This is a genomic window from Devosia sp. (assembly GCF_014860165.1).
In the GTDB taxonomy this organism is placed as follows: Bacteria; Pseudomonadota; Alphaproteobacteria; order Rhizobiales; family Devosiaceae; genus Devosia.
The window spans coordinates 89,657-106,847 of the sequence record NZ_JACZKG010000063.1 but is presented as its reverse complement, the minus strand read 5'-3'; the positions used below and the strand labels follow the sequence as shown (position 1 = coordinate 106,847).

The 17,191-nt window shown below is 64.0% G+C and carries 16 protein-coding genes; 8 read left to right on the top strand and 8 right to left on the bottom strand.

Annotation, left to right across the window (positions count from 1 at the left end; all coding sequences use genetic code 11):
- On the top strand, positions 1-1,856 hold a 1,856-nt coding region (locus IH615_RS15915; protein WP_291363272.1), incomplete at its 5' end, for an ABC transporter ATP-binding protein.
- A gap of 28 nt (positions 1,857-1,884) precedes the next feature.
- Here IH615_RS15915 and IH615_RS15910 read toward each other — a convergent pair.
- On the bottom strand, positions 1,885-2,880 hold the full coding sequence (locus IH615_RS15910) for an MDR family oxidoreductase (protein ID WP_291363271.1): 996 nt from the start codon (positions 2,878-2,880) through the stop codon (positions 1,885-1,887).
- A 119-nt stretch (positions 2,881-2,999) separates the two neighbouring features.
- On the opposite strand from IH615_RS15910, the gene IH615_RS15905 reads away from it, so the two are divergent.
- Positions 3,000-3,314, top strand: coding sequence for a metalloregulator ArsR/SmtB family transcription factor (locus IH615_RS15905; RefSeq protein ID WP_291363270.1), 315 nt, complete (start codon positions 3,000-3,002; stop codon positions 3,312-3,314).
- Between the two features lie 80 nt (positions 3,315-3,394).
- A complete protein-coding gene (locus tag IH615_RS15900) occupies positions 3,395-4,441 on the top strand; it encodes a cation diffusion facilitator family transporter (RefSeq protein ID WP_291363269.1) in 1,047 nt (348 codons plus the stop codon).
- Here the strand turns inward: IH615_RS15900 and IH615_RS15895 are convergent.
- The 3 genes from IH615_RS15895 to IH615_RS15885 all read right to left on the bottom strand — a co-directional run bounded on the left by IH615_RS15895 (position 4,438) and on the right by IH615_RS15885 (position 7,594).
- Entirely contained in the window at positions 4,438-5,280 is an 843-nt protein-coding gene (locus tag IH615_RS15895) for a carbohydrate ABC transporter permease (protein WP_291363268.1), read from the bottom strand. The two genes, IH615_RS15900 and IH615_RS15895, sit on opposite strands and share 4 nt — an antisense overlap.
- Positions 5,280-6,212 (bottom strand): sugar ABC transporter permease, encoded by a 933-nt coding sequence (locus IH615_RS15890; protein WP_291363267.1) that lies wholly within the window; start codon positions 6,210-6,212, stop codon positions 5,280-5,282. The genes IH615_RS15895 and IH615_RS15890 overlap by 1 nt, the downstream gene beginning before the upstream one ends.
- Positions 6,213-6,337: 125 nt before the next feature.
- Complete coding sequence (locus IH615_RS15885; protein WP_291363266.1) at positions 6,338-7,594, bottom strand: extracellular solute-binding protein; 1,257 nt, start codon at positions 7,592-7,594, stop codon at positions 6,338-6,340.
- Between the two features lie 364 nt (positions 7,595-7,958).
- Here IH615_RS15885 and ugpC point away from each other — a divergent pair, with 364 nt between their 5' ends.
- A complete protein-coding gene (gene ugpC, locus IH615_RS15880; RefSeq protein WP_291363264.1) occupies positions 7,959-9,038 on the top strand; it encodes a sn-glycerol-3-phosphate ABC transporter ATP-binding protein UgpC in 1,080 nt (359 codons plus the stop codon).
- Positions 9,039-9,054: 16 nt separating this feature from the next.
- On the opposite strand, the gene IH615_RS15875 is transcribed toward ugpC, so the two are convergent.
- A complete protein-coding gene (locus IH615_RS15875; RefSeq protein WP_291363262.1) occupies positions 9,055-9,783 on the bottom strand; it encodes a ThuA domain-containing protein in 729 nt (242 codons plus the stop codon).
- A 139-nt stretch (positions 9,784-9,922) separates the two neighbouring features.
- On the opposite strand from IH615_RS15875, the gene IH615_RS15870 reads away from it, so the two are divergent.
- Both IH615_RS15870 and IH615_RS15865 read left to right on the top strand, forming a co-directional pair.
- On the top strand, positions 9,923-10,930 hold the full coding sequence (locus IH615_RS15870; protein WP_291363260.1) for a Gfo/Idh/MocA family oxidoreductase: 1,008 nt from the start codon (positions 9,923-9,925) through the stop codon (positions 10,928-10,930).
- 25 nt (positions 10,931-10,955) lie between these two features.
- The gene (locus tag IH615_RS15865; RefSeq protein ID WP_291363258.1) at positions 10,956-11,954 is read left to right on the top strand and encodes a LacI family DNA-binding transcriptional regulator; all 999 of its coding nucleotides are present in this window, start codon (positions 10,956-10,958) and stop codon (positions 11,952-11,954) included.
- On the opposite strand, the gene IH615_RS15860 is transcribed toward IH615_RS15865, so the two are convergent.
- From IH615_RS15860 to IH615_RS15850, 3 genes are all read right to left on the bottom strand, one after another.
- Positions 11,951-12,724, bottom strand: coding sequence for an ATP-binding cassette domain-containing protein (locus tag IH615_RS15860; protein ID WP_291363256.1), 774 nt, complete (start codon positions 12,722-12,724; stop codon positions 11,951-11,953). The two genes, IH615_RS15865 and IH615_RS15860, sit on opposite strands and share 4 nt — an antisense overlap.
- A complete protein-coding gene (locus IH615_RS15855; RefSeq protein ID WP_291363254.1) occupies positions 12,724-13,785 on the bottom strand; it encodes an ABC transporter permease in 1,062 nt (353 codons plus the stop codon). Before IH615_RS15855 ends, IH615_RS15860 begins: the two co-directional genes overlap by 1 nt.
- 74 nt (positions 13,786-13,859) lie before the next feature.
- Positions 13,860-14,873 carry a sugar ABC transporter substrate-binding protein gene (locus IH615_RS15850; protein ID WP_291363252.1) on the bottom strand — a complete coding sequence of 338 codons (1,014 nt, stop codon included), beginning with the start codon at positions 14,871-14,873 and terminating at the stop codon, positions 13,860-13,862.
- 171 nt (positions 14,874-15,044) lie between these two features.
- On the opposite strand from IH615_RS15850, the gene IH615_RS15845 reads away from it, so the two are divergent.
- Positions 15,045-16,262, top strand: coding sequence for an ROK family transcriptional regulator (locus IH615_RS15845; protein ID WP_291363250.1), 1,218 nt, complete (start codon positions 15,045-15,047; stop codon positions 16,260-16,262).
- Between the two features lie 66 nt (positions 16,263-16,328).
- Positions 16,329-17,171, top strand: a complete 843-nt coding sequence (gene nadE / locus IH615_RS15840; RefSeq protein ID WP_291363278.1) for an ammonia-dependent NAD(+) synthetase — start codon at positions 16,329-16,331, stop codon at positions 17,169-17,171.
- Positions 17,172-17,191: the final 20 nt, after the last annotated feature.

Below are 17,191 nucleotides of genomic sequence, written 5' to 3'. Positions count from 1 at the left end.
GCCCACCCCCTACGCCCGACAAAGCCCCTACTTTCCGAGAGCGCCTCGACAATCTCCGCCATCTTGGACGCCTGGTGGCCCAGATCTGGCGCACCAGCAAGCCGCTCACATCGGCCAGCGTCGGCCTCCGCCTCGTCGCCTCGCTGCAGCCCATCGCCATGCTCTATGTGGGCAAGCTGATCATCGATGAGGTTGTGCGCCTGACGACCATTGCCGCGCCCGGCCCGGGGTTTGCCGATTGGTGGGCCAGCGGCGCGCTCTCGACGGTGCTGGTGCTGATGGCGGTGGAACTGGCACTCGTTGTCGCTTCGGACCTGCTGGCCCGCGCCACCGGACTGGTCGATTCGGTGCTGTCGGAACTCCATTCCAACACGGTCAGCGTTGAGCTGATGGCGCATGCGGCACGGCTCGACCTCATGCATTTCGAATCGGCGGAATATCAGGATCGCCTCGAACGGGCTCGCCGACAGGCGGCCGGCCGCAATGCGCTCTTGAGCCAGATGTTCGGGCAGGCGCAGGACATGATCACCGTGGTGACGCTCGCCGCGGGCCTCTTCGTCTATGCGCCGTGGCTGATCCTGCTACTGCCGCTGAGCTTCGTGCCCGCCATCTGGGGCGAGACGCGGTTCAATACGCTCGCCTATTTCATGAGCCGCTGGCGCACGCCAGAGCGGCGCGAGCTCGAATATATCCGCTATATCGGCGCCAGCGCCGAGACGGCGAAAGAACTCAAGCTGTTCGGGCTGGGCTATTTTCTCATTGCCCGCTTCAAGCAGCTGGCCCACACGATCTACCTGGAAAACCGCGCGCTCTCGACGCAGCGGGCGCTGTGGGGAGCTCTGTTCTCGGCGATTTCGACACTGACCTATTATGGCGCCTATGGCTTCATCGTCTGGCGGACGATCAGCGGTGACTTCACCATTGGTGACCTGGCCTTTCTTTCGGGCTCGTTCCTGCGGCTCAACGGGCTGTTCCAGAAGATCCTGCTCGGCTTCACCCAGATTGCCGGGCAATCGATGTATCTGGATGACCTGTTCAGTTTTTTCGAGATCGAGCCGACGATCCTGTCGCCAGCCAATCCCCAGCCGTTCCCGCAGCCGATCCGCGAGGGCATCGTGTTCGAGGATGTCGGCTTCCGCTATCCCGACACCGATGGCTGGGCCATCCGGCACCTCAGCTTTACCCTCAAGGCGGGCGAGACGCTGGCGCTGGTGGGCGAGAATGGCGCGGGCAAGACCACCATCGTCAAGCTGCTGACCCGCCTCTACGACCCCGATGAGGGACGGATCACCATCGACGGCATCGACCTGAAGGCGCTCAGCGTCGCCGATATCCACGCCCATATCGGGGTGATCTTCCAGGACTTCATCCGCTACAGCCTCAGCGCGCGCGAGAATATCGGGGTCGGCCGCATGGAGGACCAGGGCGACATGGCGCGCATCGAGAATGCCGCTGCGCTGAGCCTTGCCGATGCCGTGATCGCCAAGCTGCCCCTGGGTTATGAGCAACAGTTGGGTCGCCTGTTCAAGAAGGGGCGCGACCTCTCCGGCGGCGAGTGGCAGAAGGTGGCCATTGCCCGTGCCTATATGCGCGATGCCGACCTTATCGTGCTGGACGAACCGACGGCGGCGCTCGACGCCAAGGCCGAGGCGGAGGTGTTCAGCCGCTTCAAGAGCCTGGCTGCCGGAAAGACTGCGGTCATCATCTCGCACCGCTTCTCGACGGTTCGGATGGCCGACCGGATCCTGGTGCTGGAAAATGGAGCGATCCTCGAATCGGGCTCGCATGAAGAGCTGCTGGCCCTCAGGGGACACTATGCCGAACTGTTCGAGCTGCAGGCGGCGGGGTATCGGTGAGGCGATCTACCAATACCCCCACCACGCGTCACGACAGCCCCGGCCTCACAATCACCCTGCCCCGCACCTCACCCGCCAGGATTTCCGTCGCGGCCACCGGCAGCTCCTCCAGTCCCATCTCGCGCACCAGGCCGGCATAGGCCGCGATGTCGAAGGTTTCGGCGATCCGCTTCCACGCGGCGACCCGGGTGGCATAAGGCTGCATGACGCTGTCGATGCCGATGAGGGTCACGCCCCGGAGGATGAAGGGCAGGACGGTGGTTTCGAGGGCGATGCCGCCCGCATTGCCCAAGCTGGCAACGGCGCCGCCATATTTGACCTGCTTGAGCAGCTTCCCCAGCACCTCGCCGCCGACGCTGTCGATGGCGCCATCCCAGCGCGCCGATTCCAGCGGCTTGTCGGGCTGCGCGAGGAAGTCATTCCGATCGATGATGCTGGCGGCGCCGAGGGCCCTGAGCGCGTCGCCATGCTGCGGCCGGCCCGAAAGCGCGGCGACCTGATAGCCCAGCCTGCTCAAGAGCGCCGTGGCGATGCTGCCGACGCCGCCCGCCGCGCCCGTCACCAGCACCTCGCCGGCGCCAGGCTTCAATCCCGCACCTTCCAACCGATCGATGGCGAGCATGGCCGTCAGGCCCGCTGTGCCGACAACCATGGCGTCGCGCGTGCTCAGCCCGGCAGGCAGTGGCACCAGCCAGTCGGCATTGACGCGCGCGCGTTCGGCATAGCCGCCCCAATGGGTCTCACCGACGCGCCAGCCGGTCAGCACCACCTGGTCGCCTATCGCGTAGCGCCCATCCCGGCTTTCGCGCACCGTGCCGGCAAAGTCGATGCCTGCGACATGCGGATAGGCCCGCACGAGGCCGCCACCACCGGTGAGGCAGAGGCCGTCCTTGTAGTTGAGACCGGCCCATTCAATGTCGACCGAGACATCGCCCTCGGGCAGACGCTCTTCCTCCAGGACCTGCACGGACGAGGTGACTTTGCCGGCCGCATCCTTGTCGGTGATCAGCGCGCGGAAGCCCATGGTCGATCCCTCCATTGTTTTGGACAGCTTGGCAGAATGCGCCCGATGGGGCCACCCTCTGGCGCGCAAAGCCGAAGCGCCTTACCTCTGGGTCAGCAAGCCCCGTCGAGTCCGTTACCGTGAACAGTCCCAGCGACGCCCAGATATCCGTCATAGCAGAGACCTATCGCCTGCTGGGCGATCCAACCCGGCTACGGGTGCTGCTGGCCTGCCTGAGCGCGCCGATCGCCGTGGGCGATATTGCGAGGGCCGTCAACGCCTCGCCATCTCTGGTCAGCCATCACCTCCGGCTGCTGCGGGCAGCGCGGCTGGTGCGCGGCACGCGGCGCAACCGCCAGGTGTTCTACGAGACGGCAGACGAGCATATCGCCCGGATGCTGGCCGACATGATCGAGCACGCTATGGAAGAGCATGGCGAGGACAGCGACACCTGACCGCAGGAGGTGTGCCGCAATTGCCTTGATCCTCACATATGAATATGTATTCATATGTTAGTATCCGACGGAGAGGCGTGATGGCTTACGGCAGCAAGGAACAGGGCCCCATGGGCCACGGGCACGATCATGCGGGCCATGACCATGCCGATCTTGAGCACCCCGATCAGGATCATGCTGACCAGCCGCAATCGGGCCACGCCGATGACCACGACGATCATGACCATAGCCACGCTCCCGCGGTGAATGCCGCCAATGAACGCGTGGTCCTGATCGGTTTTCTGCTGACGGCCGGCTTCATGCTGGCCGAAATCGTCGCGGGCCTGCTGTCGGGCTCGCTGGCGCTGATCGCCGATGCCGGCCACATGCTGACCGATGCGGCGGCATTGCTGCTGGCCTGGGCGGCATTCCGCTTCGGGCGTCGCGTCTCCGATGGCAAGCGCACCTTTGGCTATATGCGGCTGGAGGTGGTGGCCGGGCTGATCAATGCGGTCACGCTCTTCGCGCTGGTCGGCTGGATCGTCTACGAGGCTATCCAGCGCTTCATGACGCCACACGAGGTGCTGGCCGGGCCGATGTTCGTCGTCGCCGTGCTGGGCCTCGTCGTCAACATCGTGGTGTTCCTGGTGCTGGCGCGCGGCGACAAGGAGCATGTCAACATCCGCGGCGCCATGGTGCATGTGCTGGGCGACCTGCTCGGCTCGGTCGCCGCGATTGCCGCGGCCGTTACCATCTGGCTGACCGGCTGGATGCCTGTTGATCCCATCCTGTCGGTGCTAGTGAGCCTGCTCATCCTGCGCAGTGCCTGGACGCTGTTCCGCAACTCGCTGCATATCCTGATGGAGGGCACGCCGGGCAATGTGGTGATCGAGGATTTGAGCAAGGCGCTGGTCGCCCAGGTGCCGGGGCTCGAGGCGGTTCGCCACGTCCATGTCTGGTCGATCACCTCGGGCAAGCCGGTGGCGACGCTGGAGATTGCACTGGCACCGGGCGGCGATGTGGCGGTTGTCACCCGCGCCGTCAAGCGCACCCTGCGGGCCGACTATGGCATTACCCACTCGACAGTCGAGATCGTCTGGGGCGCGGACGGCGCCAGCTGTGCGCTGACGCCGGATGAAGTTCCCTAGCCCTTCACCGCGCCGCCGGTCAGGCCGGAGATGATGTAGCGCTGGGCCAGGAGGAAGAAGCCGATGGCCGGCAGTATGGACAGCGTCAGGAAGGCCAGGATGCGCGGCCAGTCGGAACCGAATTGTCCCTGGAACTGCATGATGCCGAGCGGCCAAGTGTATTTGTCTTCCGAGTTCAGCACGATCAGCGGCAGCAGGAAGCTGTTCCAGCTGCCGACGAAGTTGAACACGCCGACCGTGGCGATGATCGGCAGGCTGAGCGGCAGGGTCACATACCAGTAGATCTTGACGTAGCCGCAATTGTCCATGCGCGCGGCGTCGATCAGCTCCTTTGGCAGCTCCTTGAAGAAATTGTGGAACAGCAGCACCGAGAAGGACACGCTGAACGCCACCTGCACGATGATGATGCCCCAGTGGCTGTCGAGCATGCCCAGGTCGCGCATCTTGATGAAGAGCGGCAGGATGCCGGTGGCGGTGGGGAACAGCAGGCCCAGCATGAGATAGCCCAGGATGAACTTGCTGCCGAAAAACTTGATATGGGCCAACGCAAAGGCCGTCATGGACGCCACGAGCGTGGACAGCACGACCGTGCCGGCTGCGATCAGGAACGAGTTCCACAGCGAGGAGAAATAGCGGGGTCCGCCCAGGATCTCGACGAAGCGCACCGGATCCCAGCTGGCGGGCAGCCCGAACGGATTGACCCGCAATTCGCCGATCTCTTTGAAGCCACCAAGAGCCGTGGTGTAGAAGGGCACGATAACGAAGGCGGCGACGATGGCCAGCGTCACCCATTGGATGGGCGAGATGACCGACTGGCGTTTCCTGGATGCGTCGACCATCAGTTCTGCTCCACCCTGAAGAGAATGCGACGATAGGCGAGAGCCACGATCACGCAGGCGATGAACAGGATCACGCTGACGGCACCGCCAAAGCCCAGCTTCATGCGCAGAATGCCGAACTGGTAGAGGAAGGTGACGATGGTGTGGCTCGAATGCGATGGGCCGCCATTGGACAGCGGGATGATCAGGTCGAACAGCTGCAGCGCGCCGGTGATGGCGAAGAAGACCGAGATGACGATGGCCGAGCGGATCATCGGGATCTTGATGTGCCGGACGATCTGCCATTTCCTGACGCCATCGAGGCGCGCTGCCTCGATGACTTCTGTCGGGATCGACTGCAGCCCGGCGATGAAGATCATCATGTGGAAGCCGAAATATTTCCAGGTGATGACCAGCATGATGGCGGGGATGACCCAGAGCTTGTCGCCCAGCACGAAGGGCATATCGACGCCAATGCCATCGCCGATGGCCGGCAGCAGCCCGTAATTGCCATCATAGACGAATTTCCAGATGAGGCCCGCGGCCACTTCGGCAAGCATGAAGGGCAGGAAGAACAGGGTGCGCAGCACATTGATATGGACGCCGCGCTCGGACAGAGCGATGGCGCACCACATTGCCAGCGGCAGCTGGATAACCAGGGACACCGCCACCACGATCAGGCTGTTGCGAACGGCAGTGCCGAAATTGCGGTGGGTGAGGACGTCGGCGTAATTCTCGAAGCCGACGAAATCGGTAATGGGGCCGTAGCCGTTCCAGTCGAAGAACGAGAAGGTCGCCGCATCGACCATCGGCAGCACGATAAAGAGCGTGAACAGGATCAGCGCGGGCGGCAGGAAGAGCAGCAACGCGAGCAGGCTCTTGCGCTCCATGAAGCGGCGGCGGCGCAGGCCGACTGATGTCGCTATGTCTGCACCGGTGGCGACACTGGCCATATATCGGTCCTCCCCGACCAAACGAGCCCTGCCGGAGGCGGGCATTCCTGCCTGTTGGCAGAACCTTGATGGCGACCCGGCGGACGGAAGGGATGAACCGTCCGCCGGTGCCGTCCGTGTCGAACTCAGAGCGAGTCGTCGACGGCTTCCTTGATGAGCTCGGCAGCTTCCTGCGCGCTCATGGCACTACCCGCCAGCTCAGCCGAAACGTCGTTGACGACGCCGCCGACATTGGGGCCCAGGGCCTGATCGAAGAAGTTGGCATGCCAGTGGGCATTGCCGATGTTCTGGGCGATCTGCGCCTTGAACGGGTTGGTCATGACATCGGCCGCGCCCTTGGCGATCGGGATGTAATAGGCATCCTTGGCGTATTTGGCCTGGTTCTCGACGCTGTTGAAGAACTCGATCCACTTGACGGCAGCATCGGACGCGTTCCTGGAGAACAGGACGCCACCCAGGCCACCCAGCGTGTCGGTCGGGTCGCCCTTGCCGCCTTCGATGGTCGGGAAGGGGAGAATACCGAGCTCTTCGTCGGGGATACCCAGCTTGTCGGCCGAGTTGTCCTTCATGGCGCCGTAGTCCCAGTCACCCATCAGGTGCATGGCGGCGAGGCCGTCGCCGAACTGGCCGGAGGCATCGCCATAGGTGGCGGCGAGGAAGCCTTCCTGCCAGGGATCGAGTTCGGCAAGCTGGAGGAAGTATTCGCCAGCCTTGACGAAATCCTCGCCGGCAAAGCCGTCACCCTCGCCGCGTGCAGCGGCTTCAAAGCCTTCCTGGCCGGCCAGGCGGATCACCAGCTTGGACCACCAGAAGTGGGCCGGCCACTTGTCCTTGGCGCCGATGGCAATCGGGGTGATGCCGGCATCCTTGAACGCCTGCACGCCAGCCAGGAAACCTTCCCAGGTTGCCATGCTGGCCGGATCGACACCGGCCTGCTCGAACAGGGCCTTGTTGTACCACAGCACGACTTCGCTGACGTCGCGGGCGACGCCATAGAGATGGCCATCGGGTGCGGTGAAGGCGGAAACGCCGGCGGTGCCGACATTGGCCTTGGCCTCTTCGCTCAGGACGTCCTCGATCGGACGCAGCACGCCAGCGGCGGCCTGTTCGTAGAAGACGCCGCCACCCCAGGAATGGAACACGTCAGGTGCATCGGCCGACTGCAGCAGCGTCGTCAACTTGGCCTTGAAGGCTTCGTTTTCGAGGAATGGCAGTTCCACCTTGATGTCCGGATTGGCCGCCATGAAATCGGCGGCGATGGAATTCATCAGTTCCACTTCGGCAGGGATGGAAGTGATGTGCAGATGTTTGACCACAGTCTGGGCCTGGACAGGCATGGCCAAGGCCAGTCCCAGCATTGCGGCAAGCGCAAGACGCTTCATTGGTTTCTCCTCATGTCCTCACGACAGCTTTCGAGGTGCTCTGCGGACCTTCCTGGCTGCAACAGGGAAGCGCATCCTCCGCACACTCCCCGCTTGATACTTTCTACGCATTCCGTAAAAGATAGGCAAGAGGTACGTGCCTCACTGCTAGGTCAGCAGCGCTGTCCAAACTCGAAATCATCTTTTCTTGTTTGTTATCAGAATGATGACGGGTGGCAGTGGCGAGGTGCCAGATGTTGAACGGCAAATAGACCTTGCCTTTTAGTTTTGATGGCTCACTAAATGCGGGCGAGGACGGGCAGTGCCCGAACGCCGCGCCAGGTGGCCCAGACCATCGGCGCAGACGAACTGGAGGAGACTTGATATGGCCGAGCTGAGACTGCGCGGAATCAACAAGAGCTTTGGCGCAGTGCCGGTGCTGCACGGCATCAATCTCGATATTGCCGATGGCGAGTTCGTGGTGTTTGTCGGCCCTTCGGGCTGCGGCAAGTCCACGCTGCTGCGCACCATTTCCGGCCTTGAGGAGCCCAGCGCCGGGCAGGTGCTGATCGGGGGCGAGGATGTTACCGACTTCGACCCGTCAGAACGCGGCGTCGCCATGGTGTTCCAGAGCTATGCCCTCTATCCCCACATGACGGTCGAGCAGAATCTCGGCTTTGGCCTGCGCATGGGCGGCATGCCGCGCGACCAGGTCGCGGCCCGGGTGGCGGAAGCCGCGCGCACCCTCGAACTCAACGACCTGCTCGACCGCAAGCCGCGCCAGCTCTCTGGCGGCCAGCGGCAGCGCGTCGCCATCGGCCGCGCCATCGTGCGCCAGCCCAAGGCATTCCTGTTCGACGAGCCGCTCTCCAACCTCGATGCCGAATTGCGCGTGCAGATGCGCATCGAAATCGCCAAGCTGCACCAGGAGCTGGGCGCCACCATGGTCTATGTGACGCATGACCAGGTGGAAGCCATGACGCTGGCCGACAAAATCGTGGTGCTGCGCGCCGGCCGGATCGAGCAGCAGGGCACGCCGATCGATCTCTACGACAATCCCGACAATATCTTCGTGGCCGGATTCATCGGTTCGCCGCGCATGAATTTCCTGGCCGCCAGCGTGGTCGCCACCGACGGAAAGACTGCCACGCTGCAGCCCGATGATTTCGACGGCAGCCCGGTCGTGGTGCGAACCCGCGGCACATCGGCCAAGGTCGGCGACAGGGTGACCCTGGGCATCCGCCCCGAGCATTTCCTCGAAACCGGCGGCACGGCCCTGACCGCCACCGCGCAGGTGGTCGAGCAGCTTGGCGGGGTGTCCTATGTCTATGCAACCGGCCGCAACGACGCCAAGATCACCATCCAGCAGAAGGGCCATTCGGCCATTCCGGCGGGTGCGGTGGTCAATGTCGGCATCGATCCGGCCGCATGCCTGGCCTTCGATGCGGCCGGGCAGCGGCTGTAGCGGTCCGTAGGCCAGGCTAACGGTGGATCGGCTCCTTGCGGTGCCAGTTGTCGAGTTTGCGCGCGCCCGAATGAGGCCGCATGGCCCATTCGATGCCGTTGCCGATGACGTGCTGCACCATGGGATGGTGATAGATCGGGAAGGTCTCGTGGCCGGGTGAGAAATAGAAGATGCGCCCCAGCCCGCGATAGAAGGTGAGGCCGGAGCGGAACACTTCGCCTCCCTTGTACCAGCTCATGAAGACGATCTCGTCGGCGGCGGGGATGTCGAAGGGCTCGCCATACATTTCGGACTGCGGAATCTCGAAAAAGGGTGGCACGCCCTCGGCGATGGGATGACTGGGATTGGTCACCCAGACGCGTTCCAGGTCGCCCTCGGGCAGTTCGCGCCAGGCCAGGTTACAATTAGTGCCCATCATGCGCCGGAACATCTTGGAATGGTGCCCGGAATGCAGCACCACCAGCCCCATGCCGGCAAGGATGCGCTGCTGCACCCGGTCGATGATGTCGTCCCTCACCTCATCATGAGCGACATGGCCCCACCAGGTGAGGACGTCGGTCCGATCGAGCAGTTCCTGGCTCAGCCCCTGCTCCGGGTCGTCGATGCAACGGCGCTCTATGATAAAGTCGCGATCGCTAAGGCCACCAGCAATGGCGCCGTCCATGCCATCGGGATAGATCCTGGCCACATCAGCATCGCGCTTCTCGTGGCGACCTTCGTTCCAGATGGTTAGGCGGATAGTCACTTCACTTTCTCCCTGATCGGCGCGGTCAGCGACCTTGACGCGGCTGAATGTACACGCTTACATTTTGCTGGCAAGTAGCGGTTGAATGAGTTTGTTTCATTAGCTATCCGCCATGGCTGCGTGTTCATTGGGAGGGATTATGGTTCTGCGTCTGGGTGTGATCGGGGCCGGGCTCAAGGCGGCGGACTATGCGCGGGGCTGGGCGGCAATGGACGATGTTCGCATTGTCGCAACGGCCGAGGTCAGCGATGTGTCGCGCAGGCGCTTCGCCGATACCTGTGAGGCGGCAGGCGCGGCGCGACCAGCCGAATATGGCGATGCCGATGCGATGCTCGCGGCCATGCAGGGGCAGATGGACGCCGTCTATGTCTCCACCCCGCATGTGTTCCACGGCGCCAATGCGCTGGCCGTGATCGAAGCCGGCTATGACCTGTTGCTGGAAAAGCCGATGGTCACCACGGTCGAAGAGGCGCTGGCGCTGGTCGAGGCGGAAAAGCGCACCGGCCGGACAGTGGTCGTCGCCTTCCAGGGCGGGTTGTCCCCCCTTGTCCATGATACGCGCGACCGGGCCCGGCGCGGCGAGTTCGGCGAGCTGGTCAGCGTCAATGCCTCGATCTGGGAAGGCTGGAAGGACAATTATGCCGGACAGTGGAAGCAGAACCCCGCGATTTCGGGCGGCGGTTTCATGTTCGATACAGGCGCCCACATGATGAACACCGTATGCGTGCTGGCCGACGCCGAATTCGCCCGCCTCTCCGCCTATGCCAACAATCGCGGCATTGCCGTCGACCTGGCGACGGCAGTGGCGGCGCGCCTCACCAACGGGGCGGTGGTGACGTTCAATGCCGCTGGCGAAGGTCCGCCCGGCTGCGCCTCGGCAATCACCTTGTTCTACAGCAGGGCGATCGTGCGCATCGACGCCTGGGGCAAGTGGCGCGAGGTGAGCATCGACGGCGTAGCAGAGCCATGCGAGGAAGGCGAGACGCGCGACACGCCGATGCATACATTCCAGGCGGTGCGCGACGGGCGGATGGCCAATCCGTCCACCGTGGCCAATGGACTGCGCTTTGCCAGGCTGTGGGATGCCATCAAGCTTTCGGCCTCTCGCGACGGCGAGGCGATTGCGCTAGAGGTGACCGGACCCTGACCGGGGGCGACGAGAGCGGGGCAGGATGCGGCGCAAGAGCATGACATCGGTGGAACTGGCCAGGCTCGCAGGTGTCTCCTCGGCCACTGTGTCGCGCGCCTTTGCGGCGGGCTCCAGTATGAAGCCGGCCACCCGCGCCCGCATCCTGGCGCTGGCCGACGAACATGGTTTCCGGCCCAATGCCATGGCGCGGGTGCTCAACAACAGCCAGTCACGGCTGGTGGCGCTGGTGGTCAATACCGTCGCCAACCCGGCCGAGGCCGAGGGGCTGGACCAGCTCATCATGCGCCTCCAGGAACAGGAGCGCCTGCCGCTGGTGCTGCGCTGCGCCGACCACGAGGATCGCAACCGGCTGATGCGCATCGCCTCGACCTACCAGGTCGATCATGTGGTGCTCTATTCGGACGCCGTTTCCATCGATGACGCCATCGCCATATTCCACTCGGCCGTGCCCATTATCGCCTCATCCGAGCCGCTTGCCGGCCGCGATGTGTCCGATGTGCGGCTCGACGCCCGCGCAGCCACGGTCGAGGTGGTGAGCCACCTGGTGGCGCAGGGACGGCGGCGCTTCGTTTATCTCTGCGGGCGCGCCTCGAGTCATGTCGACAAGCAACGCAGGGGCTGGTTTTCGGCGGCCCTCGAAGCGCATGGCCTCGCCTTCGACATCGTCGAGCACGGCGATTACTCGTATGATTCCGGCTACAAGGAAGCCGCCCTGCTGCTACGGCGGACTAGGCCCGATGCGGTCATCTGCGCCAATGACCTGATGGCCATCGGTGTCAAGGATGCGGCCGCGGCGCTGGGCTTTGCAGTCCCCACCGATCTCGCCATTGTCGGGCATGACGGGGTGGCGCTGGCCAGTTGGGACAGCCACGCCATCACGACCATCGCGCCGCGCCCCGGCGTGGTCAGTGCCGCGCTGGCTGATATCATCGACGAGCCCAATGACGCGCCGCCGGTGCGACGCGTCATCGAGTGCATGGTGCGCTGGGGCCGCAGCACGGGCGACCTGCCGCGCAGCTAGGCCAGGGCCAATCCCGGCGCGGCCTTGGCGCCGGTCATGAAGGCCACCGCATCGGACATGGTATAGTCCTTGGGGTCGATGACGCAGAGCCGCTTGCCCAGCCGGTGCACATGGATGCGATCGGCCACTTCGAAGACATGGGGCATGTTGTGGCTGATCAGGATGATCGGAATGCCACGCGCGCGCACGTCCTGGATCAGCTCCAGCACGCGCCGCGATTCCTTGACGCCGAGCGCAGCGGTGGGTTCGTCCAGGATGATGACCTTGCTGCCAAAGGCGGCGGCCCGGGCCACGGCCACGCCCTGGCGCTGACCACCGGACAGGGTTTCCACGGCCTGATTGATGTTCTGGATGGTCATCAGCCCCAGGTCGCTCAGCTTCTCGCGGGCGATCCGCTCCATGGCCGGGCGGTCAAGCTGGCGCAGGACCTTGCCCATGAAGCCGGGTTTGCGGAGTTCACGGCCCATGAACATGTTGTCGGCGATCGACAGAGCCGGCGACATGGCGAGGGTCTGGTAGACCGTCTCGACCCCGGCCAGACGGGCCGCGATGGGCGAGTTGAAGCTGACCGGCTGTCCATCCAGGAAGATCTCGCCGCTATCGGGCGTAATGGCGCCCGACAGGGCCTTGATCAGCGAGGACTTTCCGGCACCATTGTCGCCGATGACCGCCAGGATCTCGCCCGGCATCAGGTCGAAGTCGCAATTGTCGAGCGCGGTCACCTTGCCGTAGCGCTTGGAGAGGCCACGAGCCTTGAGAATGGGTTCCATCAGACCGATACCTTTCTGATCCACTGGTCTACCGCCACAGCGGCAATGATGAGCGCGCCGATCAGCAGGTAAGTCCATTGCGCATCGGCGCCGAGCAGGCGCAGGCCGAGCGAGAAGACGCCGACGATGAGCGCGCCAAACAGCATGCCTAGGATCGAGCCGCGTCCGCCGAACAGTGAGATGCCCCCGATCACCACGGCGGTGATGCTCTCGATATTGGCCGACTGGCCCGAGGTCGGCGACACAGAGCCGATACGGCCGATCAGGGCCCAGCCGGCAAAGGCGCAGATGAGGCCCGAGAGCATATAGACCGAGATCAGCACTTTCCTGGTGTTGACGCCCGAGAGTTCGGCCGCGTCGGCGTCATCGCCCACGGCATAGACATGGCGGCCCCAGGCGGTGTGGCGCAGCACATAGGCCAGGAGCAACACCAGCAGCACGAAGAAGATCACGCCATAGGTGAAGACCGCGCCGCCGAAATTGATGGTCTGCCCGAAAAACTGCAGCAGCGGGGCGTTGGTCTCGATTTCCTGGGCGCGGATGGTCTCGTTGCCGGAATAGAGGAAATTGGCGGCCAGCGCTATCTGCCACACGCCCAGGGTCACGATGAAAGGCGGCAGCTTGATGCGCGCGATCAGCCAGCCATTGATGAAGCCGACCATCGTGCCCACGGCCAGGCCGATGGCAATGGCCACAGCCGGCGGCAAGCCGTAGCGGAAGGTGAACTGGCCCATGATGACCGAGCTCAGCACCATGATGGCGCCGACCGACAGGTCGATGCCGGCGGTCAGGATGACCAGCGATTGCGCTGCGCCCACGATGCCGACAATGGCCACCTGCTGCAGGATCAGCGTCAGCGCGAAGGTGGAAAAGAACTTGCCGCCGAGCAGCGCACCAAAAATGGCAACCGACAGCACCAGGACGATCAAAGGCACCAGCGAGGGCGAGCTATGCAGCGCATGCTGGAGCCGCGACAGCGGGCCTGTCGGCTCATGATCGAAAGTGGCGACGGTTTCTGAGCGCGCGACATTGGCCGCGTCCAGATCGGATTCGCTCGACATGGGTTCTCCTCCCAGTTGCTAAGCGAGGGGCGAACGCGCGGTCCGCCCCTCATGTCTGTCAGACAAGCCGGACCTTAGCCCCAGCAGAGCTCCGTGCCCTTGGCGGTGTCAATGGACTCCACGCCATCGACCGGCGCGTCGGTCACCAGCCTGACTCCGGTGTCGAAGAAATCCTTGCCTTCGGTCGGGCTCGGCTTGCTGCCGTTATCAGCCCAGGTCTTGATAGCCTCGACGCCCAGCGCCGCCATGTCGAGCGGGTATTGCTGGGAAGTCGCACCGATGACGCCATCCTTGACGTTGGCGACGCCGGGGCAGCCGCCGTCGACCGAAACGATCAGCACGTCATTCTCGCGACCGATTGACTTGAGCGCTTCATAAGCGCCCGCCGCGGCCGGCTCATTGATCGTGTAGACCACGTTGATCATGGGATCCTTGGCGAGCAGGTTTTCCATGGCCTTGCGGCCGCCTTCCTCATTGCCGGCAGTGACGTCATGGCCAACGATACGCGGATCGCTTTCGTCGCCCCACTTGTTGGGGTCGCCCAGGTCGATGCCGAAGCCCTGCAGGAACCCCTGGTCGCGCAGCACGTCGACGGTCGGCTGGCTGACGGCGAGGTCGAGCATGGCGATCTTGGCATTGGCGGCTTCGGCGCCCAGCGTGCCGGCGGCCCACTTGCCGATCAGTTCACCGGCAATGAAATTGTCGGTGGCGAAGGTGGCGTCGGCGGCATCGCCGGGGGTCAGCGGCGTATCGAGCGCGATGACAAGCAGGCCAGCATCACGCGCCTGCTGCACGGCCTGGACAATGGCTGACGTGTCCGATGCGGTGATCAGGATACCCTTGGCGCCATCGGCAATGCAGGTTTCGATAGCGGCAACCTGGGTTTCATGGTCGCCATCCACCTTGCCAGCGAAGGACTTGAGCGCCACGCCGAGTTCGGCGGCCTTGGCTTCGGCGCCTTCGCGCATCTTGACGAAGAAGGGGTTGGTGTCGGTCTTGGTGATCAGGCAGGCCGAGACCTCCTGCGCCATGGCGGGAACCGAAAGGACGGCAAGGCACAGTGCCGTGCTCAGAAGCAGCTTGTTCATTTTCTCTCCCTTTGGCCGACGTGGAACTGGGCTCCTCCCCGCTCTCTCGCTGGCCTATCGCTGATTGGACGCCCCTATGGTGGCCAGTTCAAACCCCCTCGTCAATATATAAATCTACTTTATTTATTTATCTGCCTTCCGCCTCGTCGAAGCTCCCACTATGTTGCCCGCATGGGCCCAACAATCATCCGATCCCTCAGCAGCGGTGTGAACCAGAGTGGCGTTCGCGACTATAACGAACGGCTGCTGCTCACCTTGCTGCAGCGCAACGGCCCCACCGCTGGCAGCGATCTGGCGCGCATGGCCAATCTCTCGCCGCAGACGGTGTCGATCATCCTGCGCGAGATGGAATCAGAGGGCCTGCTCAGCCGCGGCATGCCGATCAAGGGCAAGGTCGGCAAGCCATCGGTACCGATGAGCCTGGCCGAAGGCGGTGTGCTGTCCTTTGGCTGCAAGATCGGCCGGCGCAGCACCGTGCTGCTGCTCACCGATTTTCGCGGCACGGTCCGCGACCAGTTGCAGCTGCACTACAAATATCCCATGCCCGAGCCCATTCTGCGCTTTGTCGAAGACGGCATGGCATCGATCCTGACCCGCTGTACACCGGCCGAAATCGGCCGCATCTGCGGCGTCGGCATCGCCACCCCGTTCGAGCTGTGGAAATGGAATGACCTGGTCGGCGCTACAACCGAGGAGTTCATTTCCTGGAAGGACGTGGATTTCCACGCCGAACTGGCGCGCTTCACCGACTTGCCGGTCAGCGTCGTCAACGATGCCACGGCGGGCTGCCAGGCCGAGCACATCTATGGTCGCGGCAAGGAATTCCGCGACTACGCCTATTTCTTCGTCGGCGCCTTTATTGGCGGTGGCGTGGTGCTCAATCACTCGGTCTATCAGGGGCACCAGGGCAATGCCGGCGCCCTGGGCTCATTGCGCAGCTTTGGTCCACATGGCGAAAGCCAGCAACTGATCGACACCGCCTCGATCCACCTGTTGGAGACGCGCCTCGCCGAATTCGGCATCGACCCGCAGGAGCTGTGGAGCCAGCCGCAAGATTGGAGCCGGCTCAGCCGCTTTGTCGAGCCCTGGCTGGGCCAGACCGCGCAGGAACTGGCCAAGGCGAGCCTGTCGGTCTGTGCGGTCATCGATTTCGAGGCAATCCTGATTGACGGCGCCTTCCCCGAGCCAGTCAAGCAGGCGCTGGTCGAGCGCACGCGGCGCTACCTGGTCAACCAGGATATGCGCGGACTGATCGCGCCCCGCATCGAAGCGGGCGTGGTCGGGGGCAATGCGCGCGCCATCGGCGCCGCGACCAGCCCGCTGTTTGATCGCTACTTCATGAATGGCAGCCAGGCCCTGTCCGCCGTCCGGGGGGGAAATGCCCGCTAGCGCCTTCCGCTGTCCAGCGCGGGCTCTGGACGGGACGCTTGCGGCATGGCACCGCTGGTGGGCAGCATGGGATTTGTGGCGGGGTCGGCATTGACGGAACAGCAAGAAATCATCGAGAGCCTGGGTGTCAGCGCCGTTTTCGACGCGGCGCTCGAGGCGCGTCGGCGCACCGAATTCCTTGGGACCTATCTGCGGGATTCGGGTCTCACAACCTATGTGCTCGGCATCAGCGGCGGCGTGGATTCGCTCACAGCGGCGCTCTTGGCACAACGCGCCGTCGGGGAGCTTCGCCAGTCCGGATACGAGGCCAGGTTCATCGCCGTGCGACTGCCCTATGGCGTGCAGGCCGATGAAAGCGACGCGCAGCGGGCCCTGGACACCATTGGCGCCGACCAGGTGCTCACTGTCGACATCAAGCCGGCCGCCGACGCCATGCTCGCGGCGCTCAAGCTGGGGGGCCTCATGATCGGCGATGCGGGCCGGGAGGACTTCATCCTGGGCAATATCAAGGCGCGGCAGCGCATGATCGCCCAATTCGCCATAGCGGGCGCCACGCGGGGGCTGGTCATCGGCACCGATCACGCGGCCGAGGCGCTGATGGGCTTCTTCACCAAGTTCGGCGACGGCGCGGCCGATATCCTGCCGCTGTCCGGTCTCAACAAGCGGCGCGTTCGCGCGCTGGCTTCCCATCTGGGTGCGCCGCCCGACCTGGTCGGCAAGGTCCCAACAGCCGATCTCGAGAACCTGGCGCCGCTCCGTCCCGACGAAGACGCCTATGGCGTCACCTACGAGCAGATCGACGATTTTCTTGAGGGCCGCCCGATCGACGAAGCGGCGCGCGCACGCATCCTGCAGGTCCATGCAGGCACCATGCACAAGCGCGCGCTGCCGGTGGTTCCCCTGCCCTAGGCGGGTGCGCGAGCAGCCCC

Excerpts from the sequence above, each read along its gene's own strand:
- IH615_RS15865 (WP_291363258.1), top strand. The coding sequence starts at position 10,956 with ATGCGGCGCAAGAGCATGACATCGGTGGAACTGGCCAGGCTCGCAGGT.
- IH615_RS15890 (WP_291363267.1), bottom strand. The coding sequence starts at position 6,212 with ATGGCCAGTGTCGCCACCGGTGCAGACATAGCGACATCAGTCGGCCTG.
- IH615_RS15855 (WP_291363254.1), bottom strand. The coding sequence starts at position 13,785 with ATGTCGAGCGAATCCGATCTGGACGCGGCCAATGTCGCGCGCTCAGAA.
- IH615_RS15885 (WP_291363266.1), bottom strand. The coding sequence starts at position 7,594 with ATGAAGCGTCTTGCGCTTGCCGCAATGCTGGGACTGGCCTTGGCCATG.
- IH615_RS15910 (WP_291363271.1), bottom strand. The coding sequence starts at position 2,880 with ATGGGCTTCCGCGCGCTGATCACCGACAAGGATGCGGCCGGCAAAGTC.
- IH615_RS15850 (WP_291363252.1), bottom strand. The coding sequence starts at position 14,873 with ATGAACAAGCTGCTTCTGAGCACGGCACTGTGCCTTGCCGTCCTTTCG.
- IH615_RS15900 (WP_291363269.1), top strand. The coding sequence starts at position 3,395 with ATGGCTTACGGCAGCAAGGAACAGGGCCCCATGGGCCACGGGCACGAT.
- nadE (WP_291363278.1), top strand. The coding sequence starts at position 16,329 with ATGGGATTTGTGGCGGGGTCGGCATTGACGGAACAGCAAGAAATCATC.
- IH615_RS15895 (WP_291363268.1), bottom strand. The coding sequence starts at position 5,280 with ATGGTCGACGCATCCAGGAAACGCCAGTCGGTCATCTCGCCCATCCAA.
- IH615_RS15870 (WP_291363260.1), top strand. The coding sequence starts at position 9,923 with ATGGTTCTGCGTCTGGGTGTGATCGGGGCCGGGCTCAAGGCGGCGGAC.
- IH615_RS15860 (WP_291363256.1), bottom strand. The coding sequence starts at position 12,724 with ATGGAACCCATTCTCAAGGCTCGTGGCCTCTCCAAGCGCTACGGCAAG.
- IH615_RS15845 (WP_291363250.1), top strand. The coding sequence starts at position 15,045 with ATGGGCCCAACAATCATCCGATCCCTCAGCAGCGGTGTGAACCAGAGT.
- ugpC (WP_291363264.1), top strand. The coding sequence starts at position 7,959 with ATGGCCGAGCTGAGACTGCGCGGAATCAACAAGAGCTTTGGCGCAGTG.